The sequence below is a fragment of the Legionella sp. W05-934-2 genome, from assembly GCF_964199965.1.
Classification (GTDB): Bacteria; Pseudomonadota; Gammaproteobacteria; order Legionellales; family Legionellaceae; genus JAFIFT01.
Genome location: NZ_CAXMZT010000003.1, coordinates 328,303 through 354,097 on the forward strand (window position 1 = coordinate 328,303; position 25,795 = coordinate 354,097).

Genomic DNA, 25,795 nt, shown 5'->3' on the forward strand with positions numbered 1-25,795 from the left:
GACATGGGGAGAAATTGCCCTTGAAATACTAACGAGTAGCCCACCACAATTATGCGGGGGTTGACACGATGGATGGTACATTGGTTGAATGTGTGGCTGCTTCCCCACCATTTGCTTGAGGCGTGGCCAGTGGTTGGTTTATACCTTGTTGGGCTTCCTCTTTTACTTTCAAACTAAAAAATCCATTTGCTTTATATAATTGTTTCATTGGAACAAATGATTTTTCCAAGCTATTGCTCATATTATCATAATGTTGTTGGCGCGTTGGGCTGCGCAGGTGCAATAGCGCTAATAAATCCTCGATGCATTGTTTAAACCATAGCCATGTAAAGGGCTCAACATCATTTCTGATATTCATGAGGCGAGTGTAAAAAATAGAATCTTTTTTAGTTAAGTCTTTTAGCAATTTAATTCGCTCAGCGGGCATCAGCTTTTCATTACAGGTGATTTCCTCAAAATCATCGAGAATACCCAAGAAGTTTTTATACTTTTGTTGCTTCCTATTGTTGGTTTCATTAACCGATAATTCTTGCGCGTATACTCGACAAAACTGAAGTTGATTCAAAAATTCACATAGTAATGCATAATCGTCATAATAGGCATTAACAAATCGATCGAGCGAATTTTTAGTCGCATTGGATGTAATCAATATTAAATCTTGGTTGACCAACTCGTCTAAAGGCCGATTGCAAATCTCATCACGAATACGATTGCGCTCTTCTTTTTGGTAGGCTTCTAGGCGATTCTTATAGTCTTTGCTTAAACTGGCAATGCCAATAGTACGGGTCAAATACGGTGTTGCGACTTTATCAAATTGAAGCTCAATAAAGTGCTTCATTTGTTCTTTTTGCTCTGCTAAAACTATGGCTGCGTATTTATCATCGGAAATAAAGCCCATGAGCAATTGCTGCTTTTCGGTAGCAAAAAGATCCGATGCGTTTTCACCCGTTAATTTTGCTTTCAGCCGCTTGATTCGAAATTCAAAATTGGGCAAATCCAGCTTTAAATGGGGTGAGGCTCGGTAAATTTCTTGTTCTAGATTTGTTGGATTGCTATTGATAAAATCGACAGCCAGATTATTTTCTTCTTCAAGCCTGATAATCAAATCCTTATTTTTCCGCAACCAGCGAATGAATTCATATTTTTTGTTAAAAGGCATGACTGTTTTTTGATCGTAGTAAGTGTCAAGCCATTGGGTTGCCGTTTCGAGTAGTTGGATATTCTCTTTCCTCTGATTCATTTGCAAAATCAGATCATCTTTTCGATTAACTATGCTATTTAATCGTCTTAAGCAGCCCTCTTTGCTAAACAAAATGTCAAATGTTTGTTTAGATGGCAATTGTTGTTGGAAAACCAACTCAACATAAAATTTATTAAGTATTTTTCTGACAGGTTCCGAGAGGGTACCCGCTTTTAATCCGATAGAAATTTCTAGTTTGTCTGCTTCGATTAATATATCGGTTAAAGGCCCATTTTGAATTAGCTTCAAACGATCAACCACTGAGTGGTGAATTAGTTGACCTAGGCTGACACTTTCATCACGAAGCTGATAACTCAATTTAGCAATTTGCGGCAACGCTAAGAATACTTGCAAATAAGAATCCGATTTAGCCATTAATTCCTCAATTTCTAAACACGTCTGCTTAGCTGAGTAGGACGCATCAAAATTGGGCATACCTTCAACCGGTTTTCCTTGAAGGTGAGTTTGAATGTGATTCGGCAACACCTTTAGAGTCTGGACTGTATACCATAGTGCTGACCATTGCACAGGTTTATTCTGGTGGTGATTGACTTCGAGCGAAGAAGTTTGATATGGCAACGCGTTGGCATAAGCGGCCTGTTTGAATTGTTGGTATTGCACTTGCAATTGTTGAATAAACGATAACAAATATGGATCGCTGTGCAATGCCAAACCTAATTCATAAATCTGTTCAATCCCTTCATACGCTTGAAGTAAATTATACACATAGATAGATTGATAAGAATCTTCACGCAGCTCTGCAAGCTTTTGTGAGGACTGTTCAAGATAATACAAGGCATTGAGCACTTGCTTAATGACCACTAGCTGATGAGGCTGACTTAGCCTTGTTAACGTATCTTCAATTTCGGGATAAGGCGCGCCTGTTTGTGCTTGGTTTTTAAGCTCTTTTGTGATGGCATCGCTGTAATTTTCAATGACCCATTTTAAAAGCTGTTCGCGCTGGCTTTGTATCCATTGAGGAATTTTAGGTACAAATTCCCATTTAAAAACATAGTTGGCTCGCTCAAGGACTTTTTTAGGCTCAACATAATGTAAGTCTTCTTTGTATGCTACAGCCTTTTCTCTTTGCATTTTCTGGTATGTTTTGACCTTTTCATTGGCTAATCGTTTTGCCTCTAATAACTTAGGATGAAATTTGAAAAAAGCCAATTTCATAATCACCTCTCGAATAAGAAAAGAGGATTTATCGGTCGGTACCCAGTTGACATCACCCGTGAGAGCTTGAACCATTCGTTTATCGAAATAGGACCAACTATTTTGTTGTACTTTATCCACACAGGAATTTAAATAAGGCTGTAATGAGGCATACAATGTCGATAACTCCTTCTTGTCGCCTTCATTTAAACCATTAATGTGAAATTGGTGATCAGTTAGTAATTGCTTTAGCTTTGCTTCAAATTTACTGAAATCGTTTAACGCTTCTCCGAGATGCTTTTGTTCGCGCTGTGCCTGATATAGATTCTTATAAGCTTGAATAAGCTCATCGTTTTCGTTTGTCATATCCGGTGGCGGTTGCTTTTGAAAAGGAATCAACGGTAAATTTGCGGTTGTATCAAGATTTCTGCACAGATCTTCAGCAATCCTGATATTCAATAATGGGGTATTGCTAGCAGATTGGATGGCATTTTTGATGTCTTTTTTTATCGCCAACAACTCTGTTTTACAGTTTAAAAAGGTAACTGCATAAGGCATGTAGTTTTCATATAAGTTGTTAAAGAACCCATTTGTATGATTTTTTATAGCGTCTTCAGATAAATAGGTCTCAACTAATTTTGCATGCAGTTTGGGGCTTTTAGCAATAACAAACCGCTGAAATAAAAGATAGTGCTTAGCTAAGTTTTCTAGCTCCTCTTTAGTTACAGCATGGCTTCCATCTAACTTTTCTAGATTTTGATAAAACCGGTTAAATGCATCCAGTCTTCGACTATTGACAGCAAATAATGATCTATTCTTGTCAATACGATCTTCCATTACCTCCTTTCGACGATTCATCAAGGCCCAATCATTTAACGTCAATAAGTCAGGTGCCTTATCTTGAAGATCAATATAATTATTCGCATAATAGGCTAACTTAGACCAATACTCAGACATCACCTTCATCCAAGGCCCAGTCAAGGTGCCTGGCTTGAGCATTAGTTCTGCTTCTGTTTTATCGAGCAAAAGGAATAACGCCCCTATCTTTTGATGTTTTAGTTCTCTTAACTCCTCTATCACCACTTCTTTAGAGGCTTCATTTGCCAGTGAAAACTGGTCTACAATCCCGCGGCCTAACATAACGATATCTTGAATTAATCGGATATAATGTAATACATAGAGGGGCAATACCAACTTATTGCGATTTCTTAATCTATCCGTTGCGACTAATATTTTTTCAGCCTTCTCTTCGAATTTAGCCAATTGCTCTTTGGACAGAGACGTTTCAATGTTGGCTAATTTAGGGCTATATTGCTTGAGTGAGTCGGTTAGCTGTTGAAAAAATGAAGGTAAGGAGCCACTCAAATGGGTTAAAAAACTCATATCAACGGAACCACCATCTGACTTTAATTGGTATAATCCTTCACCAACAATGGATCCCAATTGATCGGGCTGCATCCAGTCTTGCACATTTTCCGGAGTAATATCGGTATAGTCCTGAACTTGTTTACCAAGATTTTCCAGCTTTTTAAAGGCATTCAGGAGTGATTCATATTCTGGGACAAACGCGCTTAGAATCGAAAAATCTAAATGCGTAATTAAATGCGATGCTTGGTAGGCTTTTGGAATGGTATCATGCCATAATTTTTGCCTTGCTGTATTCGCTTCCCCAGTTCCATTATAAGCTGTCTTTACACCACCCGATGCCTTATACCACCATCGTTTCCACAAAGGCAATTGGTTAATTTCAATCTGTTTATCCTCATCAACAGCATCATACCATTGAAAAATCTTATGATCGCCTTCTCGAATATCGATCGACTCTAAATCCTCAAAGGTTTTTTGTAATAAATAAACCGCGTTTAATAGATCCTTTAAGTTTTTAACAAAAACGGGTTCTTTCGCATAATCTTTGAAGGGAATGCCCTCCGGATTATAATTTTCGAAATACTCTTTTAGGCGCTCCGAAGTAAGCGCATATTTCTGAAACTCTGGGTAAAGGATTAATTCATTTTTTGATACGTGGGCAATCGCACCTTTGATAATTGTTGCGCAAAGATTAGAAAATTTATAATGCTTGAAGTGATCAACAGTAAGAATTAGGCGATCGAGTTTTTGTATCACTGGGAGTCCTAAATCAAAAAACTTAATCAATTGTATCAAAAATGAGACACATTTAAAAGCTTTTTAAGCATACTGATAATATTTAGGAAGGTATGAATTGGAGGGGTAAACTGATATTTCAGAGATTACTGTGGAAAGGCCCTGAGAGTTCCTATTTTTTTGGGGAGATGATCGATATGTGTCCAGCCTGGTAGCTTATAATCAAAAAATTTTACTTTGGGTGAATTCCCGTTTGCTAGCAAACGGGTTACACTGGCGTTCTCAACTTCGTTTGTCTCAGATGTCACCGTCTCATAAAATAGCAACACTAAAATGAATTAGCTTTTATGAAACCGCTCGACACTGGCTTCTACCTCAGCTTTTGCTTCATCACGTCCAGCCCAGCCTTTAATTTTAACCCACTTATTATCTTCAAGATCTTTATAGTGTTGAAAAAAATGTTCGATTGATAACAATAAACTCTTGGGTAAGTCATCATAGCTTTCAACGCCATCATACATCATCGATAATTTACGGATAGGAACAGCAAGTAGTTTTGCATCTTCACCCGACTCATCTGTCATTTGTAGCACACCGATTAATCGGCATTTTATGACAGAACCGCTGATCAACGGAACAGGGGTAACAACCAAAACGTCCACAGGGTCCCCATCTTCAGATAATGTTTGTGGGATATACCCGTAATTGCATGGGTAATACATCGCTGTTGACATAAATCGGTCCACTAATAGAGCGCCCGACTCTTTGTCCACTTCATATTTCACTGGATGTCCCTGCATTGGGATTTCGATGATAACGTTTATTTCTTCAGGTGCATTTTTGCCCGCGCTAATGTTTTTCAAACTCATTGTCTAAAACCTATAAATATATTTCTCGGCGGTATTATGGAAAAAAAAATGGTTAATTGCAAAACATATTATAACAAATACTAGGGAACCTCCCTAAAGTTTTGTTATAATTTATTAAGAATCACTGGTATATATCCAATTTTCTTCAAAATGCTAGCTTTTAAGCGACACATTGGTTTTGTTCATAAATCGTTTAAAAGCAAGTAATAATAAGGTCCTAATGCGCGATTTTAAATGGTTTAAGGGCGGAAAAATAGATAGCATAAATTTAGCATTTTGATGTAAATTGGGTATAAATATGGACATACGCAAACATGGATTGTATATTTTGCCAAACGGCTGCCAGATAAGGTGGCTTCAGGCTAATACTTTACAGAGTAACTATGCAAGCTTACTATAAAAATATTCTAATTGAATTAGGCGAAGATATCGATCGTGAAGGGCTACGCGAAACACCTAAGCGTGCTGAAGAGGCAATGCGTTATTTAACAAAAGGATACACTGAGGACCTGAATGATATCATTAATGATGCCTTGTTTGATTCTGAAATGAATGAATTAGTGGTCGTCAAAGAAATTGAAATGTATTCGCTTTGTGAGCACCATTTACTTCCCTTTCTCGGTAAGTGCCATGTGGGATATATCCCTAATGGGAAAGTGCTTGGCTTGTCTAAAGTTGCTCGGATCGTTGATTATTTTGCACGTCGCTTACAGATTCAAGAACGCTTAACTCAAGAAATTGCTAAATGCATTGAATCAATTACCGACGCTAAAGGTGTTGGCGTTATCATTGAAGCGAAACATCTCTGCATGATGATGCGAGGGGTGGAAAAGCAAAACTCACTAATGTCAACATCCGTAATGCTAGGTGAAATGCGCAAAAACCCAATCACGCGAACGGAATTTCTCAGCCTAATTCAATAAAAAATTCAACAAGGAAAAATCAAACAAGTTATTTAGAGGCATCTCAAGCACGATGCGCTACGCAACCAAATAATACCTTTGATTTAGCAAACCCTCATCCTGCTTTAGGACACCTTTCATCTATCTAGGGAGAAGGGAAAAGAAAGGCAGTATTTTTAGCACTATTCATTAGCAAAAAACGTAATAATCCTTTCATGCATAGGTTCATGCTAGCGCTCTAATCATTGATTTTTTTCTGTCGGACATCGTTGGTGCCCAGGGCCGGAGTCGAACCGGCACGGGATTTAACTCCCGAGGGATTTTAAGTCCCTTGCGTCTACCTGTTTCGCCACCTGGGCATATCGAATTGTGGAGGCTGAGGCCGGAATCGAACCGGCGTACACGGCTTTGCAGGCCGCTGCATAACCACTCTGCCACACAGCCCCATTCAGCTTGCCAGTGCTGTTTTAAAAAAAAAAGCGACGAATCTGTCGCTTTTTGGAGCGGGAAACGAGACTCGAACTCGCGACCCCAACCTTGGCAAGGTTGTGCTCTACCAACTGAGCTATTCCCGCGTCACTGTACGAGTTGCAATTTTACCGTTTTTTGCCCTCGTGTCAACTAAAAAATTGATTTTTTGTAACAATTCACCTGGATAAATTAATTACAGGTGAAGCTGGATAGCTATGATTTTTTTACTCTGTTGCTTTGCCAACAATTAAAGGCCATGCAAGGGAAATATAAACCAACATTGACCATAAAGTAAGTATTGCAGCCACATACAAAAGCACAAAACCTAACCACGCCCAGTAACTGCTAGCCAAATCAAATGTAATCAATAAAAATAGTGCTATCATTTGTAACGTGGTCTTCACTTTTCCTACATAACTTACTGTAACACTTGCCCTGCTTCCTAATTCTGCCATCCACTCACGCAACGCAGATATTAAAATTTCCCGGCCAACAATAATGATAGCGGGGAGCGTAATATAATTTATATCTTTTTGCCCTAAGAGCAACAACAAGCTAATTGATACTAACAACTTATCTGCGACGGGGTCCATAAATGCCCCAAACGGGGAGCTTTGCTTCCATTTTCTTGCAAGATAGCCATCAAACCAATCCGTTATGGAGGCAATGGCAAAAATAATACCCGCTAACGGATGAGCAAAATGAAAAGGCAAATAAAAAACTATCACAAAAATGGGGATCAAAAGTACACGAAAAAGTGTTAAAAAATTTGGAATATTATGTTCATAACTCACGGCTTCATTACTCCTTTATACCAATGAATTTTGCCAGATCATCAAAATTATCAACAACAACGACAGCTCCTGCTTTTTCTAAGCTAGCTTGATTTTGGTGATAAAAATCCATGCCGACGGCTGGCACATTTAGCTGCTGAGCCATTTCAACATCGGTTTCTGAATCTCCGACCATCAAACACCGCTCAGCAGGACATTGAAATATACTCAAAATTTGTTCAAGCATTTCGGGATGCGGTTTTGGCGCAGTTTGACCTGATGATCGAAAAACTTGGATATACGGATCAAGTCCTGCTAATTTAATGGATTTTACTAGCGATTGTTCGCCTTTGTTACTTGCAACCGCTAAATCAAATCCGAGGTTATGGAGCAACTGGATAAACTCAAAAGCCCCGGGTAATAAATAGGCCTGCTCACTCGACTTGGCTAACTTTTTTTGCAGAATATTTAAGAATTGGAATAACTCTTCTTCCGATAAATTGGGAAATATTTTCCTTAACGCAATATTGGGCCCATATTGGATGGAATCGCGTAATTGATTCCAATCAGGCGGTTCTAACCCCCTCGTATTCGCCTCATCACTAATCAGCTCAAAAACTTGTCCGAGCGTATCGCTCAGTGTCCCTTCCCAATCAAAAACTATCAATTGATAAGCTAGCTTATTCATTTACTAGGGTCCTCACCCTCTAGGTAGTCAAGATATTGTTGAAACGTATCATCAAGTGGTGCTTCAAAATAAAATTTTTCTTGTTCAAGGGTAAAACTAATTGCGTTTGCATGCAAATAGAGTCTCTTTATTTTTGGTAAATTACCTAAATTAATCGTTTTTGACTGATATTTATCATCACCTAAAATTGAATGGCCAATATATTGGCTATGCACACGTATTTGGTGCGTACGCCCTGTATGCAATTGTGCTTCGACCAAACAACAATCGTTGAAATTTCGTTTTAAAAAAAACGTAGTATGGCTTGGCTTACCTTCATTATCAACAAAAACCATTCTTTCGCCAGAGGCTAACACATTTTTTTTTAGTGGAACCTTAACATCAATTTTAGTATTTTCGTCCCATCGTCCATAGAGCAATGCTAAATACCTTTTCTCAATTCGACGCTCTCTCATTTCTGCCTGCAATAATCTCAAAACACTCCGTTTTTTAGCTAAAAGGATACAGCCCGATGTATCTCTATCTAATCGATGGACGAGCTCGACAAATGGTGCTTTTGGCCTTAAGTTTCGTATGCTCTCGATTAACCCAAATTGAATACCGCTTCCACCATGAACGGCGATACCTGCTGGCTTATTCACTACCATAAAGGCATTGTTTTCAAATAGAATGCTATCCTCGATTCGCTTAACCTGTTTCGTCACTTTAAAATCGTTTGCTTTTGACTCATGTTCATTCATTCGAATAGGAGGAATGCGAATAAGATCTTCAGGTTGTATGCGATATTGGGGTTGTGTTCTTTTTTTATTAACCCTTACCTCACCCGAGCGAATTATTCGATAAATGTGACTCTTCGGAACACCTTTGAGTATACGGAAAAGGTAATTATCAAGCCGTTGTCCTGACTCATCTGGCTGAACAATTTGATAATTTACATCAGACATATTGCTAGAACCTATTTGCTGGCGCTTAATTTTTTGGTATATTGTACTGTATGCGTAAAAAAGTCGAGTAAAAAAAGCCATCGACTTGATGCGCCACAAGATTATAACGTATTTGTAGTTACTTTAGTAACTAAATTAGGGTTAAGTAATTTCCTAATATCCTAATAAAGCTGGCATCAGCGAGACAATACAAAAATTGTATTCATTTACCGCGTTGATAACTGTTTTTCTGAGAAGTAGGATTTTATATAACCATGGCAATGCTCCTGAAGTTTAGCCGGAAATAAAAGCAATAAATGTAACAAAAAGCGAGTATCTACTGAAAATAGGATCGTGAACTTGGACATTTTGTTTTTTACCAGCGACAACTGTTAGAGCCTTACCGAATAAATTTAACATAAGCACTAATACTGACATAATTGAGGATACTCGCCCATTTTGGGACAAACTTGGTAATTTTGGATTGTATACAACGACACACTAATACAAATGGTTCTGTTGAATGAAAAGCAACAACAGATAAAACAATCCATCTAAAACTCAAGTGAAACAATAGCATAATACAGATCACAAGTGGTCTGATAGCCAATTTATGAAGAATTGGGCAGTATAAAGGACATCGCTATTGCCACGTACCAATGGCAATTCGTAGGTCGGCAAGCCGGCTGAAATCAAGTTGTTGCCTCAAATTATCTCAGCATGAGTGCCCTATACTATGGGGTAAAACATGGAAAAAATGTTAATCAATGCGATTCAATCCGAAGAAATAAGGGTCGCTTTGGTAAAAGACAATTTTTTATATGACCTGGATATTGAATGTCCTAACGAAGAGAAGAAAAGAGGTAATATCTATAAAGCAACCATTACTCGACGTGAGCCAAGTCTTAACGCCGTGTTTGTCGAATATGGTGCAAAAAGACAAGGGTTTCTTTCTCTAAAAGACATAGCCTCCGAATATTTGAGCCACGCCAAGCCATCCAATCCTGAGGGTGATGAAAAATCACCGATAGCCACTCAAATTCGAGAAGGGCAAGAGCTGTTGATTCAAGTTGATAAAGAAGAACGTGGCAATAAAGGTGCTGCATTAACGACGTATATCACACTCGCGGGCTGTTATTTGGTATTAATGCCCAATAATCCGAATTCTGGCGGAGTGTCTCGAAGAATTGAGGGTGAAGAACGCGATGAGCTTAAAACCACCTTGAACCAGCTTAAATTGCCTGATGGCATGGGTCTAATCATACGTACAGCGGGCGTGGGTAAAAACCTAGATGAGTTACAAACTGACTTAGATATGCTCCTTAACCAGTGGGAAGCAATCAAAAAGGCTTATAAAAATTGTCTTGCACCTTGTTTGATACATCAAGAAAGTGATGTTGTTATTCGCTCTATACGTGATAACTTACGTAAGTCTACCAACGAAATCATCATTGATGATCAAATTGCATTTATTAAGGCGAAACAATACATCGAACAGGTTAAGCCAGATTTCTTAAAAAATCTAAAGCTGTATAACAGCACGATTCCTCTCTACAATTATTATCAAATTGAAAGCCAAATTGAGACGGCCTATCAACGGGAGGTTCGGTTACCTTCAGGTGGATCGTTAGTGATTGACCGTACTGAAGCTTTAGTCTCAATTGATATCAACTCAGCTAAAGCAACCGGTGGTACTGACATCGAAACAACGGCCTTTAATACCAACTTGGAAGCGGCCGATGAAATTGCCAGACAATTAAGGCTACGCGATTTAGGAGGCTTGATTGTCATCGATTTTATCGATATGAACAATGCGAAAAATCAACGAGATGTGGAAAGCCGCTTGAAAGAAGCGCTTGAAAATGATAGGGCCCGAATTCAAGTTGGACGAATATCTCGATTCGGCCTTCTAGAGATGTCTAGGCAACGATTGCGATTATCCCTTGGTGAAAGCTCCCAAGACATTTGTCCGCGTTGTGAGGGTCGTGGAACAGTTCGTAATATCCAATCCCATAGCTTAGCCATTGTCCGTTTAATAGAAGAAGAAGCTCTCAAAAAGAAAATAGCCCAAATCCAAGTTCAACTACCTGTTGAAATGGCGACCTATATTATTAATGAAAAACGAAATCAACTCGCCAATATCGAGAAGCGACATGGCGTTGATGTGGTTGTGGTGGCGAACCCCCATCTGCAAATGCCTCATTATTCTATTAACAGCGTAAAATTAGATAATATTACGAAAGCAAAAAGACCAAGCTATGAGTTAATTGAAGAGCCCCAAGTGATGTTCATTAAAGCCGATGATGAGCGTTTAATTTCAAGTAAACCTGCCGTTGAAGCGTTTGCTCAGAGTAGCCATAGTGAAAATGGCACAAAAGATAGTGTACTTAAAAAAATATGGCAAATAATTTTCGGTAGTAAAGCGACTAAACACATGTCTAAGGGCACTGTCAAAGAGGATGAATCAAACAAACCATCCCATCAGCAAAGAAGACGTCCAAACGCTCAGCAACGGTCTAAACAACGACAAAGGCAAGATCAACGTCATGCCCAATCTGATTCGAGCAGCTCACAAAGAAGCAATCAGCAACGAAGAAGAAGACCTGCGGGCGGAGGAAGGCAAACCCAAGGGAAAAAGCCCGCTAACAGAACTATCGAAAATTAATTGTTCATCTCACCTGAAGGTCATATTGAATAATTCGCCTGACCTTCAGGTAACCCCATGCAGTAATAACCAATAAAGGGCCGCTTAAATTCGAGGTCCTGGTTGATCTTGAGGTGTAGGTTGGGGCAATAGTTTATTTAACCCATACAAAAGACCCGCAATGACTGCCCCACCCAACAAAATGCAGCCAATGGCAATGCTTCCGATTAATAATGGCGCGCCTAACCCAACTGACAAAGCTGACATAGCCAGAGATCCAATAATCATTGATAATCCAGCAAATGCAACGCCACCAACAATCTTAGGGAAACTTGGGCTTTCACACAGTGTTTTCAATTTAAACCGGAGGGAGATTCCAAGATCATAAATGGTATAATCAGGTGATACAGTAATCGCCATAATAAGCTACCGCTGTGTAAACAAGATTATATAGTAACACATCATTTAATCAGTTTGCAATATATTTGGCCATTGGTTGCTATGGAGATAAAAAAAAGCCGGTAAGACCGGCTTTATCAAAAAATGATTTAGCGATCAATCTTCCGACTCATCATCAACTTCTTCCGCTGTAGGTCGATCAACTAACTCAATGATAGCCATCGGTGCACTGTCACCAGCACGAAAACCACATTTGACTATCCGAGTATAGCCACCTGGCCGCTCAGCATATCGAGGACCTAGCGTTGTGCATAATTTAGCAACAGCCGCATCTGAACGTAATCGATCAAAAATGTAACGTCTGGTAGCAACTGAGTCACTTTTGCTTTTAGTGATTAATGGTTCAATATAACCCCTTAATTCCTTAGCCTTAGCCAGAGTCGTTTTGACAATCTCATGCTCAACCAATGAAGAGCACATATTAGAAAACATTGCTTTTCTATGGCTGGAAGTTCGGCTAAACTTTCTGCCTGAATTTCGATGTCGCATGGTTTAAACTCCTAAATTTATTCGCCTAAATTAGCCGGTGGCCAATTCTCAAGCGTCATACCTAACGATAATGATTTTGATGCAAGTACATCCTTAATTTCAGTTAATGATTTCTTGCCTAAGTTAGGTGTTTTTAATAGCTCATTCTCTGTCTTTTGTACCAAGTCACCAATATACATAATGCTTTCAGCTTTAAGACAATTCGCAGAACGTACCGTTAACTCAAGATCATCGACCGGTCGAAGTAAAACTGGATCAAAATCAGTTTTTTCCTTTTTCTCAGCTTGTGATTTTTCAAAATCTAAATCAACAAATGAGCGCAATTGATGCTGAAGTATTGTTGCAGCAATCCGAATTGCTTCCTCAGGATCTAAAGCACCATTTGTTTCTAGATCAATTGTTAACTTATCTAAATCGGTTCTATTTTCAACCCGGGCGCTATCAACTGAATAGGCAACTCGTTTTACAGGTGAATATGACGTATCAATTTTCAACGTTCCAACTGATTTGATGGGTAACTCATCTTCCATACGAACAGGTTCAACATTCGCATGGAATCCAACACCCTTCTTTACAGTAAGCTGCATATTTAGCTCGCCCTTTTCATTTAAGTGAGCAATAACATGGTCTGGGTTTATGATTTCTTGATCATGCGATAGTTGTATGTCACCTGCCGTTACCACACAAGGTCCCTTCTTTGATATTTGCAAAACAGCCTCTTCGCCAACAGGCATATTAATAGCAACCTGTTTCAAATTTAGGAGAATTTCAATAACGTCTTCTTGTGAGCCTTCAATTGTACTAAATTCATGGGCTACATTGTCAATGTGAACTTCGGTAATAGCACTTCCAGGGATTGAAGAAAGGAGAATTCGTCTTAAAGCATTACCTAAAGTATGGCCATACCCTCTTTCTAGTGGTTCTAAAACAACACGAGAATGAAATTCATTCGTGGATTCTACTTTCAGAACCGACGGGGTGAGCATATCGTTTATAAATGATGTGTACATTCGGCCTATTCTCCGCTTTTACTTAGAATAAAGTTCAACAACTAAATTAATATTATAGTTGAATGAGATATCTTCTATCGTCGGATAATAATTATATGTTCCACTAAACGCAGACGCATCAACATTTATCCAATCGCATGGTGCACGTTGTTCCGATAAAGCAATCGCTGCTTGAATTCGGTTTTGTCCACGTGCTTTCTGGCGAATGGTAATCACATCACCAGGAGAAACATGATAAGAAGCTATGTTCACTACTCGGTCATTAACCATGACTGAACGATGTGAAACAATTTGTCTTGCTTCAGCTCGTGTGGTTGCAAATCCCATACGGTAAACCACATTATCAAGCCGACTCTCAAGCAAAACGATCAGATTTTCACCCGTAGACCCTTTTAAGCTTGATGCCTTTATATAATAATTTCTGAATTGTCGCTCAAGAACACCATATAGATGACGTATCTTTTGCTTTTCACGTAATTGGTGACCATAGTCACTGATTCGTTGCTTTGCATCAGCATGCATACCGGGTGGTCTTTTCGCTTTACATTTTGTTTCAAAATCTCGTACGCCACTTTTATGCATCAAATCGGTGCCGAGTCGACGAGACAGTTTACATTTAGGACCAGTATATTTAGCCATTATCTTACTCCAAAATTCCTAGACGCGTCGTTTTTTAGGTGGTTTGCATCCATTATGTGGAATGCCAGTAACGTCGGTAATTTCTGTTATTTTAAATTCCTGAGAAATTAATTCTCTCACGGATGATTCACGTCCTGGTCCAGGACCATGAACAAAAACCGCAACGGTTTTAACCCCATACTCTTTTGCATCAACAGAAGCACGTTCTGTAGCTATTTGAGCCGCATATGGAGTGCTTTTTCTTGAGCCTCGGAATCCCGACCCGCCCGACGTTCTCCAACATAACGTGTTACCATGTTGGTCAGTGAACGTAATAATTGTATTATTAAAAGACGCGTGTACATGAACATGTGCATGCACTACTTGTGCTTTCTTCTTCTTTACTGATGTTTTTTTCGTAGCCATTATCTATACCTAATTAACTTGATGTACTTTTGCGACGCCCTTTACGGGTACGGGCATTCGTTTTAGTCCTCTGACCACGTAAAGGAAGACCTTTACGATGTCTTTGACCACGGTAACATCCCAAATCCATCAATCGTTTGATGTTCATTGTGACAATACGGCGGAGATCCCCTTCGACTGTTAGATTTGCGATTTCATTACGGATAGTTTCCAATTGATCATCACTTAAATCCGATACTTTTGTAGCGGGGTTGATATTACAATTTTCACAAACCTTTAAAGATGAGCTTTTCCCAATTCCATAGATATAGGTAAGCGATATACTTATATGCTTATTATCTGGAATGTTTACACCGACTATACGAGCCATTAATTTCTCCGAACCATTAATGTTCTGTCAAAAGGACAGAAGAATACTATTAATAAACAAAAAAATCAAGTATTAACCTTGTCTTTGTTTATGCTTAGCGTCCTTGCATATCACACGAATAACACCATTTCTTTTAATGATTTTACAGTTTCTGCAAATGCGTTTCACAGAAGTTCTTACTTTCATGGTTTAACTCCGAATACAATATTAAAACAAGCCAGGCAATTTAGTACCTTTAAAATTTGCCTTTTTCATCAGTGAATCATATTGCTGACTCATTAGATGAGCCTGAACTTGTGCAATAAAATCCATAATAACAACCACAATAATCAGCAAAGATGTGCCTCCAAAATAGAAGGGGACATGCCAAGTATTCATCAAAAATTGGGGCAATAAACATACTACTACGAGATAGATTGACCCAACTAAAGTAAGCCTTGTCATTACTTGATCAATATATCGAGCTGTTTGCTCACCAGGTCGAATTCCTGGGATAAACGCGCCAGATTTTTTTAAATTCTCTGCAGTATCCTTAGGATTAAATACCAAGGCTGCATAGAAAAATGCAAAAAATATAATGGCAGCTGCATACGATATCATATAGATGGGCTGACCAGGTGTTAACATTAATTTAATATCTTCAAGCCAAGATAATGAGCCATTCTTTGCAAAAAACTGGGCTAATGTAGCAGGCAGAAGAATAATACTTGAAGCAAAAATGGGGGGAATAACACCCGACATATTGATCTTCAAGGGAAGATGACTGCTTTGAGCTGCATATACCTTGTTTCCTTGTGTTCTTTGAGCATAATTGACACGTATTTTTCGTTGCCCACGCTCCATAAACACAACAAATCCAGTAACAATCGCTACAACAACTGCAAGAAGTATCAGCGTGATACCTTGCATTTGCCCTTCTCTCACTTGTTGGAAAAGAGAAGATAATGCGGCAGGAAGACTTGAAACAATACCAGAAAAAATAATCAGTGAAATACCATTCCCAATACCTTTTTCTGTGATTTGCTCCCCTAACCACATTAGAAACATTGTACCGGTCACTAAAGTACAAACTGCTGTAAAATAGAATACAAAATCAACATGCAATGCTATTTGTTGACCAGCTAACCATCGCGCCATACCTAATGACTGAAATAAAGCTAATATCAGCGTAAGATATCGGGTATATTGATTGATTGTTCTTCTTCCTGACTCACCCTCCTTTTTGAGTTGCTCTAACTTAGGCGAAACAACTGAAAATAATTGGATGATGATGGATGCAGAAATATAAGGCATTATTCCAATTGCAAAAACAGTAACTCGGGATAATGCGCCGCCGGAAAACATATTAAAAAGGCCAAATATCGTGTTTTGCTGCTGAGCAAAGAAATTAGCTAGTTTTTGTGGATCAAGTCCCGGTACCGGAATATGAGCACCTAGCCGGTAAACCATGATACCTATGATGACAAAAAGTAATCTATTTTTTAACTCTGTCAGCCCGCTACCTAGGGACGGAAGATTTGTTTTGGCCCTATCTTTCATTATTATCCTTCAATCTTTCCACCGGCTTTTTCAATTTCCGCTTTAGCACCTTTGGTAACTCGAATACCGACAATGTTTTTAGCAGATTTCAATTCACCACAGGCAATTATTTTAACGTGTTTAACATCATTTTTTATTAAACCTGCCGCTTTCAACGATTCCATCGATACAACATCACCAGGAATTAGATTTAACTCATGCAAACGGATTTCATCTGTAACGAGAGATTTTCTCGATGTAAAACCCACTTTCGGCAACCGACGTTGCAAAGGCATCTGTCCGCCTTCGAAGTTAATTTTATGGTAACCACCTGCTCGTGCTTTTTGACCTTTATGGCCTTTGCCACAAGTTTTACCAAGTCCGGAACCTATACCACGTCCAACGCGTTTTGGGGCAGATTTCGAGCCAGGAGTCGGTTTCAACTCATTCAAATTCATGATGATACTTCCTCTACCTGCAATAAATAATCAATTTTCTTTACTAAACCTAATATTGATGGGTTAGAAACATGAATTACTGTGCGATTCATTTTTCGTAACCCTAATTGGTTAGCTATTTCTATGTGTTGAGGCTTTCGACCTATCAAGCTTTTTATCAACGTCACTTTAATTTTTTTCATCGTTAACCCTCAACTATTTGATCTACTGTCTTACCACGTTTTGCAGCAACGTAATCAGGAGAACCAATATGTCGGAGCGCTTCAATGGTAGCGCGCACGATGTTTCCTGGATTGGTTGAACCAATACTTTTTGATAAAATATTCTTAACACCAAGAACTTCTAATACAGCACGCATCGCTCCACCAGATATGATACCCGTACCTTCGCTAGCAGGTTTCATAAATACGCGGGACGCACCATAGGACCATGTAATTTCATGATGTATTGTGTTGCCTGCAAGTGGAATATAAAACATATTTTTACGAGCTTGCTCAGTTGCTTTTTGAATAGCAAGAGGGACTTCTTTAGATTTACCAAGGCCATAACCAACACGGCCTTTACCATCCCCAACAACAACAAGCGCAGAAAAACTAAATATTCTACCACCTTTTACAACTTTTGCGATACGTCGTACTTGTACTAAGCGTTCGCGATCACCTTCATTTTGATTTTCAATATCAAATGTCATAATGATTCCTTAGAACTCTAAACCGCCTTCTCGAGCACCTTCAGCGACTGCTTTAACTCGACCGTGATATTTGTAACCCGAACGATCAAAAGCGACTCTATTAATGCCCTTTTTGATTGCCCTTTCACCAAGAAGTTTGCCAATATGGTGTGCTTGTTCTACTTTTTTGGTGTTGAGTTTACCTTTTAACTCTTTCTCTAAGGTCGAACAAGATACAATTACTTGCCCACCATCGACAACTTGTGCGTAGATATGTCTGCCACTACGGAATACAACAATTTTTGGTCCGCCTTGGCGTTTCAACATCATTTTGGTCTTTTTTGACCGTCTTTCTCTAGCTTGGTTATTCATTTCTTACCTACTTTTTCTTTGCTTCTTTCTTGACGATTTGTTCATCAGAATAACGGATGCCCTTGCCTTTATAAGGTTCAGGTGGTCTTAACGCTCTAATCTTTGAAGAAACATGCCCAACAAGTTCTTTGTCAATGCCTTTAATGATAAGAACTGTCGCAGAAGGGGTTTCTGCTGTTATTCCTTCGGGTAGATCAAACGCAATCGGGTGTGAAAAACCTAAGGATAAATTAACTTTTTTACCCGCTGCTTGTGCACGGTAACCGACACCAACCAATTCCATAGTTCTAGTAAAACCATCGGTTACGCCAATTACCATATTATTCGTTAATCGACGTGCAGTGCCTGCTTGAGCCCAACCATTGGGATGATCATTGGCAGGTTGAAAATTAATTTGAGAGTCACCATCAATCGTAATTTTTACGAGATGATTGAATTTCTTAGTCAAGGTACCTTGTGGACCTTTAACTTTTATTTCATTGGATGCTAAATTTACCTCGACATTCTTGGGTATTTGCACCGGCGCTTTAGCTACTCTAGACATCATTCACCTCGAATTATTAGGCAACTTCGCATATTATTTCACCACCAATACCTAACTGTTTAGCAGCTAGATGGCTCATAATACCCTTTGAAGTGGTTAAAATTGCTATACCAAAACCTGCAACTGGTTGAAGTTTGTTGCATGGTAGATATTTCCTAATACCTGGACGGCTAATTCTTCGTATACGTTCAATAACAGGACGTCCTCTGTAATATTTTAGCTCGATGCGAATATGCTTTTTGTTATTGGCAGCGTCAATTTCTTCACAACTCGCAATATAACCTTCATCGAGTAGAACTTTCGCGATTCCGAGCTTTATTTTAGAAGCAGGTATATCAACAGCTTTATGATTGGCTATCTGCCCATTTCGAATTCTTGTTAGCATATCTGCTATAGGATCATGCATACTCACATTTACTCTCCAATACTTTACCAACTCGACTTACGGCCGCCAGTCACATTCCCAGTCATCAATAACTGGCGCAAACAAATTCGGCATAGTGCAAATTTTCGATAGACAGCATGTGGTCGTCCACATTGCTGGCAGCGTTTTGTAATTCTTGATGGACTCGAATTAACTGGCAACTTTGAAATTTGTTCCTGCAATTCGAGAACCTTATCAATATCAGTCTCTTTCTTAATCGCTTTTCTTAATGCGTTACGACGCTCGCGATATTTCTTTTCCAATTTAATGCGTTTTTGTTCACGCGCAATCATTGATGTTTTAGCCACAGATCTACCCTTTAGTTTTTATCTTTTAATGGGAAGTTAAACGCTTCTAATAGCGCTTTAGCTTCCTCGTTTGTTTTAGCAGTTGTTGTAATGCAAATATCTAAACCACGAATTTTATCAATTTTGTCGAGATCAATTTCAGGGAATACGATTTGTTCTTTAATTCCCAAACTATAATTACCTGTGCCATCAAATGACTTAGGGTTTAGCCCTCTAAAATCTCTAACGCGAGGCAAAGATATGTTAATTAGTCGATCAAGAAATTCATACATTCTATTTGCTCGTAAAGTGACTTTACAACCAATTGGCCATCCTTCACGTATTTTAAATCCAGCAATCGATTTTCTAGCGTTCGTCACGATTGGCTTTTGGCCAGAGATTGCTGTTAAATCTTCAACAGCATGATTCATCACTTTTTTGTCACCAACTGCTTCGCCAACACCCATATTAAGGGTAATTTTGGTGATTTTGGGCACTTCCATAATTGAGTTATAACCAAACTTCTTCATCATGTGATCAACGATGGTTTCTCGGTATAATTGTTTTAGCCTTGCCATATTTGTTTCACCTTCAGATTATGCTATATCAACGAGTTCGCCGTTAGACTTGAAATATCTAACCTTTTTGTTGTTATCCAGGTACTTAAATCCAACTTTATCCGCTTTGCCAGCTACTGAGTTGTAAATAGCAACATTCGAAATATGAATTGGCTTTTCTGTGGTTTTGATACCACCCTGTTCATTAACATTGGGATTTGGTTTAACGTGCTTTTTCACTAAATTTGCACCTTCAACCGTCACTGTATCACCAGAAACTAGCTTAACAGTTCCAATATGACCTTTACTTCTACCAGCGATTACGATAACAGTATCACCCGACTTAATTCGTTTCATTGCAACATCCTCTATAACACTTCGGCGGCTAATGATATAATTTTCATAAACTTATGCCGCAATTCATATAATACGGGGCCAAATATACGCGTACCGATTGGTTCATATTGGTTATTTAATAATACAGCCGCATTCCCATCGAATCGGATTAACGAACCATCACCACGACGAACACCTTTTGCTGTTCTTACAACAACTGCATTCATAACAGCGCCCTTCTTCACCTTACTGCGTGGTATAGCTTCTTTAACACTAACCTTGATAATGTCACCAACCCGGGCATATCGTCTGTGTGATCCACCTAATACCTTAATGCACATGACTTTGCGTGCGCCGCTGTTATCGGCAACATCAAGCACAGTTTGCATTTGAATCATTTTTTTCTCCAGCTAACTCTGATCCAAAAAGGTTGGCGATTATAACAACCTTTTCGAAAATTTTAAAGTGTTTACGATAAAACTTCGATAAGAACCCAAGACTTGTTCTTTGCAATAGGACGAGTTTCTTGGATTTTAACAGTATTACCTTCTTGAGCAATTCCTTTTTCATCATGCGCAGACAACTTTGTGGTTCTACGAACATATTTTCCATAAAATGGATGCTTGACCAAACGTTCAACCAACACAACAATTGTCTTGTCCATTTTGTTGCTAACTACTTTGCCGATTACTGTTCTAGCTCGAGAAGAACTTTCTGCTGCTTTTACCATCTTCTTATCCTGCCTTTTGCGTAATAATCGTTTTGATGCGAGCAATTGATCGACGAATTCTTTTAAATTCATCTGTTCTTTCTAAACTGCCATTCGCTCGTTGAAAACGAAGTTTAAATTGCTTCTCTCTAAGGTCTAATAATTCTTTATTAAGTTGTTCAACGCTTAGCTCTTTAAGTTCTTGTGCAGTTAGCATTACATCACCTTTCTTTCTTCAAATGATACTTTAAAAGGTAATTTAGCCTTGGCGAGATCAAAAGCTTCTTGAGCTAACTCTCTGCTAACACCTTCCATCTCAAAAAGAATTTTACCGGGTTGAATTTGCGCTACCCAATATTCAACATTACCTTTACCTTTACCTTGACGAACTTCAAGTGGCTTTTTCGTAATTGGCTTGTCTGGAAACACTCGAATCCAAATTTTACCACCCCGTTTAATATGACGAGTCATTGCCCGACGTGCTGCTTCAATTTGACGAGCTGTTAAACGGCCTCTTTCTACAGCCTTCATACCAAATTCGCCGAAATTTACTGTGCTACCGCGATGCGCAAGACCACGGTTACGTCCTTTCATTTGTTTTCTATATTTCGTTCGCTTAGGTTGTAACATGATAAACCTCTTTTACTGACCGCTGTTTTCTGCTTGAGCTTTCTGAGGAATTATTTCACCCTTGAAAATCCAAACTTTAACACCAATAATTCCGTAAGTTGTTTTAGCTTCAGCTGTGCCGTAATCGACATCAGCTCGGAATGTATGCAAAGGAACTCTACCCTCGCGATACCATTCGCTACGCGCTATCTCAGCGCCGCCCAAACGACCACTAACACAAATCTTCACGCCTTTTGCACCCGATTTCATGGCAGTATTCACAGCTCTTTTCATCGCTCGTCTGAACATGACGCGCTGTTCAAGTTGTTGTGCAATACCTTCGGCAGCTAACGTAGCATCCAGTTCAGGTTTTTTGACTTCATCAATATTTAAATGAACTGGAATGCCTAGTCGTTTAGAAATTTCGGCACGCAATGTCTCTATGCCACCACCTTTTTTGCCGATGATAACGCCTGGACGTGCGGTACGTATTTTAATAATCGCTGTATTCGCAGGTCGATCAATTTCAATTTTGCTAATCGCTGCGCTATACAATTTCTTTTTGAGGAATTTTCTCAAATTGACATCTTCATTGAGTAATTCCGCATACTTCTTATTAGCATACCAAGTTGAATTCCACTTTTTAATGATTCCAAGACGTATGCCTATCGGATTAACTTTTTGACCCATTACTCATCCTCATCAGAAACGACAATTTTTATATGACAGGTTCGCTTCAATATACGATCTGCTCTACCTTTTGCACGTGCATTTAAGCGTTTTAATGTTGGCGCTTCATCAACTTGAACGCGAGATAATTTAAGTTCATCGATATCCGCACCTTCATTATTCTCAGCATTCGCAACAGCTGACTCAAGTAGTTTTAGCATTAATTTTGCACCTTTTTTGGCTGTAAACCTCAAGACATCTAATGCATCAGCAACTTTCATATTGCGAACCATGTCTGCAATTAAACGACCCTTTTGTGCCGAAAGTGGAGCATTTTTTAAGCTAGCTTTTACTTCAATCATGGTATTTACCTACCTTTCGCTTTTTTATCTGCTGCATGACCACGGAATGTTCTAGTCAGAGCAAATTCCCCTAATTTATGGCCAATCATGTTATCGGTTACAAATACAGGAACATGATCTTTACCATTATGAACAGCAATTGTTAGATCGATCATTTCAGGAATAATCATCGAACGCCGTGACCAAGTTTTAATAGGTCTTCTATCTTTAGACTCATTCGCTTTAATCACTTTTCTCATCAGATGTGTGTCGACAAATGGGCCTTTTCTTAATGAACGAGACACTGTTATATCCTCTTAATTACTTTCGTTTCTTTGCACGTCTGACGATAAATTTGTCAGTTAATTTATTGTTTCTAGTTTTATAACCTTTAGTCGGAATACCCCAAGGCGTTACCGGATGACGTCCCCCCGAAGTTTTTCCTTCACCACCGCCATGGGGGTGATCAACAGGGTTCATAGCAACACCACGGACAGTTGGTCTAATACCACGCCACCGTTTTGCGCCTGCCTTTCCAAGAGCACGAAGACTATGTTCACTATTGCTGACTTCACCAATGGTCGCGCGGCAGGTATTTAATATTTTTCTAACCTCACCAGAACGCATTTTTATCAACACATAGGTTGACCCTTCATTTCCCAACACTTGACCACTGCTGCCAGCACTTCTTAAAAATTGTGCACCTTTGCCAGGCTTATTTTCGACACAGTGTACTGTCGTACCTAGGGGAATATTTTTTAGTGGTAACGAATTTCCTACACTAATAGGAGCTTTTTCACCACTCACAACCATATCACCCTTTTTTAGGTGTGAAGGGGCAATAATGTACCTCTTTTCGCCATCTTTGTAAACTACTAAAGCAATAAAAGCTGTGCGATTAGGATCATATTCTATACGTTCAACTTTTGCTTCAATATTATCTTTTTGTCTTTTAAAGTCGATCACGCGATATTTTGGACGTGTACCACCGCCAATGTGGCGTACAGTTATCCGTCCAGTATTATTACGACCGCCAGTTTTACAGTTTCGCTCAAGCAAAGTCGATTCTGGCTTGCCTTTATAAACATCACGGGATACTCTTATTTCTCCACGGCGACCTGGAGAGGTCGGTTTTGATTTTAATATTGCCATGAGTACTTACCTTATTCACTAACCGTAAAATCTATATCATATTCCGGATAAAGCGTGACATACGCCTTTTTCCAGTCACTACGTTTTCCTTCATGTTGGCGGAAACGTTTTGTTTTACCTTTCATGATGACAGTGGAAACATTTTTAACCTTTACGTTAAACAAATTTTCAACCGCCTTTTTGATTTCAGCTTTTGTCGCTGATTTCAAAACTTTGAAAGTAAACTGCTTCAATTTTTCAGCAACAACAGTCGACTTTTCAGAAGTATGAGGTTGTTGAAGCACCATAAATAAACGTTCTTTGTTCATTGAAGTTTCTCCTCGATTTTTTTAAGCGCTTCTTCAGTGATAACAACGTTGTCATACTTAAGGAGAACAACAGGATCAACTCCTTGCACATCAATCACAAGAAAATCTATCAGATTACGTGATGCAAGATATTCATTTTCACCAAGATCGGCCATAACAATCAGTGCATTTGTTAATTGCAACTCATTGATTTTCTGTATAAACGCTCTTGTTTTTGGTGACTCTACTTGAAAGTCGCTCACAATTTTAAGCGCTCCGTTTCGATTAAGCTCAGCCAATAAACTGCGCATGGCAGCTCGATACATCTTTTTAGGAAGCTTTTGACTGTAGTCTCTCTTTTTGGAGGCAAATGTAACACCACCACTACGCCATAATGGACTGCGGATTGTACCAGCTCTCGCTCTACCAGAGCCCTTTTGACGCCAAGGTTTTTTTCCACCGCCGCTTACTTCTGAACGGTTTTTTTGAGCACTATTACCGCTTCGTGAGTTCGCCAAATATTTACAAACTGTTTGATGTACAAGTCCCTCATTAAATTTAACATCAAATATCGTTGTATCAAGAGATACCTTTTTATTCGTGTCAACTGTTTGTACTTGCATTATCTATCTCCTGTCGATTTCTTTAAAGCTGGCGTTATGACAACTTTAGTGCCAGGTGCGCCAGGGATAGCACCTTTAATTAATAGCAAGTTTCGTTCACTATCTATTTTTACTAGTGATAGCGATTGAGTGGTACACGTCTCATTACCCAAATGCCCAGCCATTTTTTTACCTTTAAACACGCGACCGGGAGTTTGGTTCTGACCAATTGAACCAGGAACCCTATGTGAACGAGAGTTACCATGGGTTGCATCCTGTGTTCTAAAATTATGTCGCTTCACAGTACCTGCATAGCCTTTACCTTTCGAAGTTCCAGTAACATCGACAAATTTTATGTCAGCGAATACATCTGAGACATTTAGTACTTGACCAAGCTCAAATGTTGCTATGTCATCAATTCGAAATTCTTTAACAATATCACCAGGTTCAGATTTTGCTTTCGCTAAATGTCCTGTCATTGCCTTATTTACATGGCTGGCTTTCTTTTCACCGCCTGTTAATTGCAATGCTGTATAACCATCATTTTCAATTGTCTTGATTTGTGTGACTCGATTTGGCACTACTTGAACAACTGAAACTGGAATGGACAGCCCATTGTCATCAAACACACGAGTCATGCCTACTTTTCGGCCCAATAACCCTATTGTCATCATCTACCTCTTCTCTAATCCTGTCTCAGCCATCAGTTGTCATCCAAACTAATCTGAACATCAACACCCGCTGCAAGGTCCAATTTCATTAAAGCATCAACTGTTTTTTCAGTTGGTTGGACAATAACAACTAAGCGCTTATGCGTTCTTATTTCATATTGATCACGTGCATCCTTGTTAACGTGAGGTGAAATTAGCACAGTAAACTTCTCCTTTTTAACAGGGAGAGGAATGGGGCCTCGAATTTGCGCCCCAGTTCGTTTAGCTGTCTCAACTATTTCACCAGTCGATTGATCAATAAGTCGATGGTCAAAAGACTTTAACCGTATTCTAATGCTTTGACTGTTACTCATAACTTATTACTCAACAATTTTAGAAACAACGCCAGCGCCAACTGTACGGCCACCTTCACGTATCGCAAAACGCAAACCTTCATCCATCGCAATCGG

At 39.1% G+C, this 25,795-nt stretch carries 37 protein-coding genes and 3 tRNA genes; 2 read left to right on the forward strand and 38 right to left on the reverse strand.

Annotated features, from left to right (window positions below; translation table 11 throughout):
- Window positions 1–49: 49 nt before the first annotated feature.
- Both AB3348_RS05150 and ppa read right to left on the reverse strand, forming a co-directional pair.
- Entirely contained in the window at window positions 50–4,519 is a 4,470-nt protein-coding gene (locus AB3348_RS05150) for a hypothetical protein (protein ID WP_367606494.1), read from the reverse strand.
- A 317-nt stretch (window positions 4,520–4,836) separates the two neighbouring features.
- A complete protein-coding gene (gene ppa, locus AB3348_RS05155; protein WP_367606495.1) occupies window positions 4,837–5,367 on the reverse strand; it encodes an inorganic diphosphatase in 531 nt (176 codons plus the stop codon).
- A 383-nt stretch (window positions 5,368–5,750) separates the two neighbouring features.
- Between ppa and folE the strand changes: the two genes are divergently transcribed.
- Entirely contained in the window at window positions 5,751–6,290 is a 540-nt protein-coding gene (gene folE, locus AB3348_RS05160; RefSeq protein ID WP_367606496.1) for a GTP cyclohydrolase I FolE, read from the forward strand.
- Window positions 6,291–6,539: 249 nt separating this feature from the next.
- On the opposite strand, the gene AB3348_RS05165 is transcribed toward folE, so the two are convergent.
- The 6 genes from AB3348_RS05165 to AB3348_RS05190 form a co-directional block, all read right to left on the reverse strand.
- Window positions 6,540–6,628, reverse strand: a tRNA-Leu gene (locus AB3348_RS05165).
- Window positions 6,629–6,639: 11 nt separating this feature from the next.
- Window positions 6,640–6,713: transfer RNA gene (locus AB3348_RS05170), tRNA-Cys, on the reverse strand.
- A 55-nt stretch (window positions 6,714–6,768) separates the two neighbouring features.
- Window positions 6,769–6,844 (reverse strand) — tRNA-Gly (locus AB3348_RS05175).
- A 120-nt stretch (window positions 6,845–6,964) separates the two neighbouring features.
- Complete coding sequence (gene pgsA / locus AB3348_RS05180) at window positions 6,965–7,534, reverse strand: CDP-diacylglycerol--glycerol-3-phosphate 3-phosphatidyltransferase (RefSeq protein ID WP_367606497.1); 570 nt, start codon at window positions 7,532–7,534, stop codon at window positions 6,965–6,967.
- A gap of 7 nt (window positions 7,535–7,541) precedes the next feature.
- Window positions 7,542–8,201, reverse strand: coding sequence for an HAD family hydrolase (locus tag AB3348_RS05185; protein WP_367606498.1), 660 nt, complete (start codon window positions 8,199–8,201; stop codon window positions 7,542–7,544).
- Window positions 8,198–9,145: an RluA family pseudouridine synthase gene (locus tag AB3348_RS05190; RefSeq protein ID WP_367606499.1), complete on the reverse strand. Its 948-nt coding sequence runs from the start codon at window positions 9,143–9,145 to the stop codon at window positions 8,198–8,200. The genes AB3348_RS05185 and AB3348_RS05190 overlap by 4 nt, the downstream gene beginning before the upstream one ends.
- 727 nt (window positions 9,146–9,872) lie before the next feature.
- Here AB3348_RS05190 and AB3348_RS05195 point away from each other — a divergent pair.
- Complete coding sequence (locus AB3348_RS05195) at window positions 9,873–11,789, forward strand: ribonuclease E/G (protein WP_367606500.1); 1,917 nt, start codon at window positions 9,873–9,875, stop codon at window positions 11,787–11,789.
- A gap of 84 nt (window positions 11,790–11,873) precedes the next feature.
- Here the strand turns inward: AB3348_RS05195 and AB3348_RS05200 are convergent, their stop codons facing one another.
- The 30 genes from AB3348_RS05200 to AB3348_RS05345 form a co-directional block, all read right to left on the reverse strand.
- Complete coding sequence (locus AB3348_RS05200) at window positions 11,874–12,188, reverse strand: hypothetical protein (RefSeq protein ID WP_367606501.1); 315 nt, start codon at window positions 12,186–12,188, stop codon at window positions 11,874–11,876.
- A gap of 135 nt (window positions 12,189–12,323) precedes the next feature.
- Window positions 12,324–12,716: a 50S ribosomal protein L17 gene (rplQ, locus tag AB3348_RS05205; protein ID WP_367606502.1), complete on the reverse strand. Its 393-nt coding sequence runs from the start codon at window positions 12,714–12,716 to the stop codon at window positions 12,324–12,326.
- 17 nt (window positions 12,717–12,733) lie between these two features.
- Window positions 12,734–13,726, reverse strand: coding sequence for a DNA-directed RNA polymerase subunit alpha (gene rpoA / locus AB3348_RS05210; protein WP_367606503.1), 993 nt, complete (start codon window positions 13,724–13,726; stop codon window positions 12,734–12,736).
- 18 nt (window positions 13,727–13,744) lie between these two features.
- Window positions 13,745–14,365 (reverse strand): 30S ribosomal protein S4, encoded by a 621-nt coding sequence (gene rpsD / locus AB3348_RS05215; protein WP_367606504.1) that lies wholly within the window; start codon window positions 14,363–14,365, stop codon window positions 13,745–13,747.
- 18 nt (window positions 14,366–14,383) lie between these two features.
- Entirely contained in the window at window positions 14,384–14,770 is a 387-nt protein-coding gene (rpsK, locus tag AB3348_RS05220) for a 30S ribosomal protein S11 (RefSeq protein WP_367606505.1), read from the reverse strand.
- A gap of 13 nt (window positions 14,771–14,783) precedes the next feature.
- Window positions 14,784–15,140: a 30S ribosomal protein S13 gene (gene rpsM, locus AB3348_RS05225; protein WP_367606506.1), complete on the reverse strand. Its 357-nt coding sequence runs from the start codon at window positions 15,138–15,140 to the stop codon at window positions 14,784–14,786.
- A 72-nt stretch (window positions 15,141–15,212) separates the two neighbouring features.
- On the reverse strand, window positions 15,213–15,326 hold the full coding sequence (gene rpmJ, locus AB3348_RS05230; protein ID WP_367606507.1) for a 50S ribosomal protein L36: 114 nt from the start codon (window positions 15,324–15,326) through the stop codon (window positions 15,213–15,215).
- A gap of 21 nt (window positions 15,327–15,347) precedes the next feature.
- Window positions 15,348–16,679: a preprotein translocase subunit SecY gene (secY, locus tag AB3348_RS05235; RefSeq protein WP_367606508.1), complete on the reverse strand. Its 1,332-nt coding sequence runs from the start codon at window positions 16,677–16,679 to the stop codon at window positions 15,348–15,350.
- A gap of 2 nt (window positions 16,680–16,681) precedes the next feature.
- Window positions 16,682–17,116, reverse strand: a complete 435-nt coding sequence (rplO, locus tag AB3348_RS05240) for a 50S ribosomal protein L15 (protein WP_367606509.1) — start codon at window positions 17,114–17,116, stop codon at window positions 16,682–16,684.
- Complete coding sequence (gene rpmD, locus AB3348_RS05245) at window positions 17,113–17,298, reverse strand: 50S ribosomal protein L30 (protein WP_367606510.1); 186 nt, start codon at window positions 17,296–17,298, stop codon at window positions 17,113–17,115. The genes rplO and rpmD overlap by 4 nt, the downstream gene beginning before the upstream one ends.
- Window positions 17,299–17,300: 2 nt before the next feature.
- The gene (gene rpsE, locus AB3348_RS05250; RefSeq protein WP_367606511.1) at window positions 17,301–17,807 is read right to left on the reverse strand and encodes a 30S ribosomal protein S5; all 507 of its coding nucleotides are present in this window, start codon (window positions 17,805–17,807) and stop codon (window positions 17,301–17,303) included.
- Window positions 17,808–17,816: 9 nt separating this feature from the next.
- Window positions 17,817–18,158: a 50S ribosomal protein L18 gene (rplR, locus tag AB3348_RS05255; RefSeq protein ID WP_367606512.1), complete on the reverse strand. Its 342-nt coding sequence runs from the start codon at window positions 18,156–18,158 to the stop codon at window positions 17,817–17,819.
- A 7-nt stretch (window positions 18,159–18,165) separates the two neighbouring features.
- Window positions 18,166–18,702: a 50S ribosomal protein L6 gene (gene rplF / locus AB3348_RS05260; RefSeq protein ID WP_367606542.1), complete on the reverse strand. Its 537-nt coding sequence runs from the start codon at window positions 18,700–18,702 to the stop codon at window positions 18,166–18,168.
- A gap of 16 nt (window positions 18,703–18,718) precedes the next feature.
- Window positions 18,719–19,114, reverse strand: coding sequence for a 30S ribosomal protein S8 (gene rpsH, locus AB3348_RS05265; RefSeq protein WP_367606513.1), 396 nt, complete (start codon window positions 19,112–19,114; stop codon window positions 18,719–18,721).
- Between the two features lie 17 nt (window positions 19,115–19,131).
- Window positions 19,132–19,434, reverse strand: a complete 303-nt coding sequence (gene rpsN, locus AB3348_RS05270) for a 30S ribosomal protein S14 (RefSeq protein ID WP_367606514.1) — start codon at window positions 19,432–19,434, stop codon at window positions 19,132–19,134.
- A gap of 11 nt (window positions 19,435–19,445) precedes the next feature.
- A complete protein-coding gene (gene rplE, locus AB3348_RS05275) occupies window positions 19,446–19,991 on the reverse strand; it encodes a 50S ribosomal protein L5 (protein ID WP_367606515.1) in 546 nt (181 codons plus the stop codon).
- An 18-nt stretch (window positions 19,992–20,009) separates the two neighbouring features.
- A complete protein-coding gene (gene rplX / locus AB3348_RS05280) occupies window positions 20,010–20,327 on the reverse strand; it encodes a 50S ribosomal protein L24 (RefSeq protein WP_367606516.1) in 318 nt (105 codons plus the stop codon).
- Window positions 20,328–20,338: 11 nt separating this feature from the next.
- Window positions 20,339–20,704 (reverse strand): 50S ribosomal protein L14, encoded by a 366-nt coding sequence (rplN, locus tag AB3348_RS05285; RefSeq protein WP_367606517.1) that lies wholly within the window; start codon window positions 20,702–20,704, stop codon window positions 20,339–20,341.
- 71 nt (window positions 20,705–20,775) lie between these two features.
- The gene (rpsQ, locus tag AB3348_RS05290; RefSeq protein WP_367606518.1) at window positions 20,776–21,036 is read right to left on the reverse strand and encodes a 30S ribosomal protein S17; all 261 of its coding nucleotides are present in this window, start codon (window positions 21,034–21,036) and stop codon (window positions 20,776–20,778) included.
- 4 nt (window positions 21,037–21,040) lie between these two features.
- A complete protein-coding gene (rpmC, locus tag AB3348_RS05295) occupies window positions 21,041–21,232 on the reverse strand; it encodes a 50S ribosomal protein L29 (RefSeq protein WP_367606519.1) in 192 nt (63 codons plus the stop codon).
- The gene (gene rplP / locus AB3348_RS05300) at window positions 21,232–21,645 is read right to left on the reverse strand and encodes a 50S ribosomal protein L16 (RefSeq protein ID WP_367606520.1); all 414 of its coding nucleotides are present in this window, start codon (window positions 21,643–21,645) and stop codon (window positions 21,232–21,234) included. The genes rpmC and rplP overlap by 1 nt, the downstream gene beginning before the upstream one ends.
- Before the next feature lie 12 nt (window positions 21,646–21,657).
- Window positions 21,658–22,314, reverse strand: a complete 657-nt coding sequence (gene rpsC / locus AB3348_RS05305; protein WP_367606521.1) for a 30S ribosomal protein S3 — start codon at window positions 22,312–22,314, stop codon at window positions 21,658–21,660.
- The gene (rplV, locus tag AB3348_RS05310) at window positions 22,314–22,652 is read right to left on the reverse strand and encodes a 50S ribosomal protein L22 (RefSeq protein ID WP_367606543.1); all 339 of its coding nucleotides are present in this window, start codon (window positions 22,650–22,652) and stop codon (window positions 22,314–22,316) included. Before rplV ends, rpsC begins: the two co-directional genes overlap by 1 nt.
- Before the next feature lie 8 nt (window positions 22,653–22,660).
- The gene (rpsS, locus tag AB3348_RS05315) at window positions 22,661–22,939 is read right to left on the reverse strand and encodes a 30S ribosomal protein S19 (protein ID WP_367606522.1); all 279 of its coding nucleotides are present in this window, start codon (window positions 22,937–22,939) and stop codon (window positions 22,661–22,663) included.
- Between the two features lie 16 nt (window positions 22,940–22,955).
- A complete protein-coding gene (rplB, locus tag AB3348_RS05320; protein WP_367606523.1) occupies window positions 22,956–23,786 on the reverse strand; it encodes a 50S ribosomal protein L2 in 831 nt (276 codons plus the stop codon).
- Window positions 23,787–23,797: 11 nt separating this feature from the next.
- The gene (gene rplW / locus AB3348_RS05325) at window positions 23,798–24,094 is read right to left on the reverse strand and encodes a 50S ribosomal protein L23 (protein ID WP_367606524.1); all 297 of its coding nucleotides are present in this window, start codon (window positions 24,092–24,094) and stop codon (window positions 23,798–23,800) included.
- Window positions 24,091–24,696: a 50S ribosomal protein L4 gene (rplD, locus tag AB3348_RS05330; RefSeq protein ID WP_367606525.1), complete on the reverse strand. Its 606-nt coding sequence runs from the start codon at window positions 24,694–24,696 to the stop codon at window positions 24,091–24,093. The genes rplW and rplD overlap by 4 nt, the downstream gene beginning before the upstream one ends.
- Complete coding sequence (gene rplC, locus AB3348_RS05335; protein WP_367606544.1) at window positions 24,696–25,346, reverse strand: 50S ribosomal protein L3; 651 nt, start codon at window positions 25,344–25,346, stop codon at window positions 24,696–24,698. The genes rplD and rplC overlap by 1 nt, the downstream gene beginning before the upstream one ends.
- A gap of 32 nt (window positions 25,347–25,378) precedes the next feature.
- Window positions 25,379–25,699 carry a 30S ribosomal protein S10 gene (gene rpsJ / locus AB3348_RS05340; RefSeq protein WP_367606526.1) on the reverse strand — a complete coding sequence of 107 codons (321 nt, stop codon included), beginning with the start codon at window positions 25,697–25,699 and terminating at the stop codon, window positions 25,379–25,381.
- A 6-nt stretch (window positions 25,700–25,705) separates the two neighbouring features.
- The coding region (locus AB3348_RS05345) for a hypothetical protein (RefSeq protein WP_367606545.1) at window positions 25,706–25,795 on the reverse strand (90 nt) is incomplete at its 5' end.

Bases quoted from the DNA above. Each gene is read 5' to 3' on its own strand.
- ppa (WP_367606495.1), bottom strand. From the start codon at position 5,367: ATGAGTTTGAAAAACATTAGCGCGGGCAAAAATGCACCTGAAGAAATA.
- folE (WP_367606496.1), top strand. From the start codon at position 5,751: ATGCAAGCTTACTATAAAAATATTCTAATTGAATTAGGCGAAGATATC.
- AB3348_RS05185 (WP_367606498.1), bottom strand. From the start codon at position 8,201: ATGAATAAGCTAGCTTATCAATTGATAGTTTTTGATTGGGAAGGGACA.
- AB3348_RS05190 (WP_367606499.1), bottom strand. From the start codon at position 9,145: ATGTCTGATGTAAATTATCAAATTGTTCAGCCAGATGAGTCAGGACAA.
- AB3348_RS05195 (WP_367606500.1), top strand. From the start codon at position 9,873: ATGGAAAAAATGTTAATCAATGCGATTCAATCCGAAGAAATAAGGGTC.
- AB3348_RS05200 (WP_367606501.1), bottom strand. From the start codon at position 12,188: ATGGCGATTACTGTATCACCTGATTATACCATTTATGATCTTGGAATC.
- rplQ (WP_367606502.1), bottom strand. From the start codon at position 12,716: ATGCGACATCGAAATTCAGGCAGAAAGTTTAGCCGAACTTCCAGCCAT.
- rpoA (WP_367606503.1), bottom strand. From the start codon at position 13,726: ATGTACACATCATTTATAAACGATATGCTCACCCCGTCGGTTCTGAAA.
- rpsD (WP_367606504.1), bottom strand. From the start codon at position 14,365: ATGGCTAAATATACTGGTCCTAAATGTAAACTGTCTCGTCGACTCGGC.
- rpsK (WP_367606505.1), bottom strand. From the start codon at position 14,770: ATGGCTACGAAAAAAACATCAGTAAAGAAGAAGAAAGCACAAGTAGTG.
- rpsM (WP_367606506.1), bottom strand. From the start codon at position 15,140: ATGGCTCGTATAGTCGGTGTAAACATTCCAGATAATAAGCATATAAGT.
- rpmJ (WP_367606507.1), bottom strand. From the start codon at position 15,326: ATGAAAGTAAGAACTTCTGTGAAACGCATTTGCAGAAACTGTAAAATC.
- secY (WP_367606508.1), bottom strand. From the start codon at position 16,679: ATGAAAGATAGGGCCAAAACAAATCTTCCGTCCCTAGGTAGCGGGCTG.
- rplO (WP_367606509.1), bottom strand. From the start codon at position 17,116: ATGAATTTGAATGAGTTGAAACCGACTCCTGGCTCGAAATCTGCCCCA.
- rpmD (WP_367606510.1), bottom strand. From the start codon at position 17,298: ATGAAAAAAATTAAAGTGACGTTGATAAAAAGCTTGATAGGTCGAAAG.
- rpsE (WP_367606511.1), bottom strand. From the start codon at position 17,807: ATGACATTTGATATTGAAAATCAAAATGAAGGTGATCGCGAACGCTTA.
- rplR (WP_367606512.1), bottom strand. From the start codon at position 18,158: ATGAATAACCAAGCTAGAGAAAGACGGTCAAAAAAGACCAAAATGATG.
- rplF (WP_367606542.1), bottom strand. From the start codon at position 18,702: ATGTCTAGAGTAGCTAAAGCGCCGGTGCAAATACCCAAGAATGTCGAG.
- rplE (WP_367606515.1), bottom strand. From the start codon at position 19,991: ATGGCAAGGCTAAAACAATTATACCGAGAAACCATCGTTGATCACATG.
- rplX (WP_367606516.1), bottom strand. From the start codon at position 20,327: ATGAAACGAATTAAGTCGGGTGATACTGTTATCGTAATCGCTGGTAGA.
- rplN (WP_367606517.1), bottom strand. From the start codon at position 20,704: ATGATTCAAATGCAAACTGTGCTTGATGTTGCCGATAACAGCGGCGCA.
- rpsQ (WP_367606518.1), bottom strand. From the start codon at position 21,036: ATGGTAAAAGCAGCAGAAAGTTCTTCTCGAGCTAGAACAGTAATCGGC.
- rpmC (WP_367606519.1), bottom strand. From the start codon at position 21,232: ATGCTAACTGCACAAGAACTTAAAGAGCTAAGCGTTGAACAACTTAAT.
- rplP (WP_367606520.1), bottom strand. From the start codon at position 21,645: ATGTTACAACCTAAGCGAACGAAATATAGAAAACAAATGAAAGGACGT.
- rpsC (WP_367606521.1), bottom strand. From the start codon at position 22,314: ATGGGTCAAAAAGTTAATCCGATAGGCATACGTCTTGGAATCATTAAA.
- rplB (WP_367606523.1), bottom strand. From the start codon at position 23,786: ATGGCAATATTAAAATCAAAACCGACCTCTCCAGGTCGCCGTGGAGAA.
- rplW (WP_367606524.1), bottom strand. From the start codon at position 24,094: ATGAACAAAGAACGTTTATTTATGGTGCTTCAACAACCTCATACTTCT.
- rplD (WP_367606525.1), bottom strand. From the start codon at position 24,696: ATGCAAGTACAAACAGTTGACACGAATAAAAAGGTATCTCTTGATACA.
- rplC (WP_367606544.1), bottom strand. From the start codon at position 25,346: ATGACAATAGGGTTATTGGGCCGAAAAGTAGGCATGACTCGTGTGTTT.
- rpsJ (WP_367606526.1), bottom strand. From the start codon at position 25,699: ATGAGTAACAGTCAAAGCATTAGAATACGGTTAAAGTCTTTTGACCAT.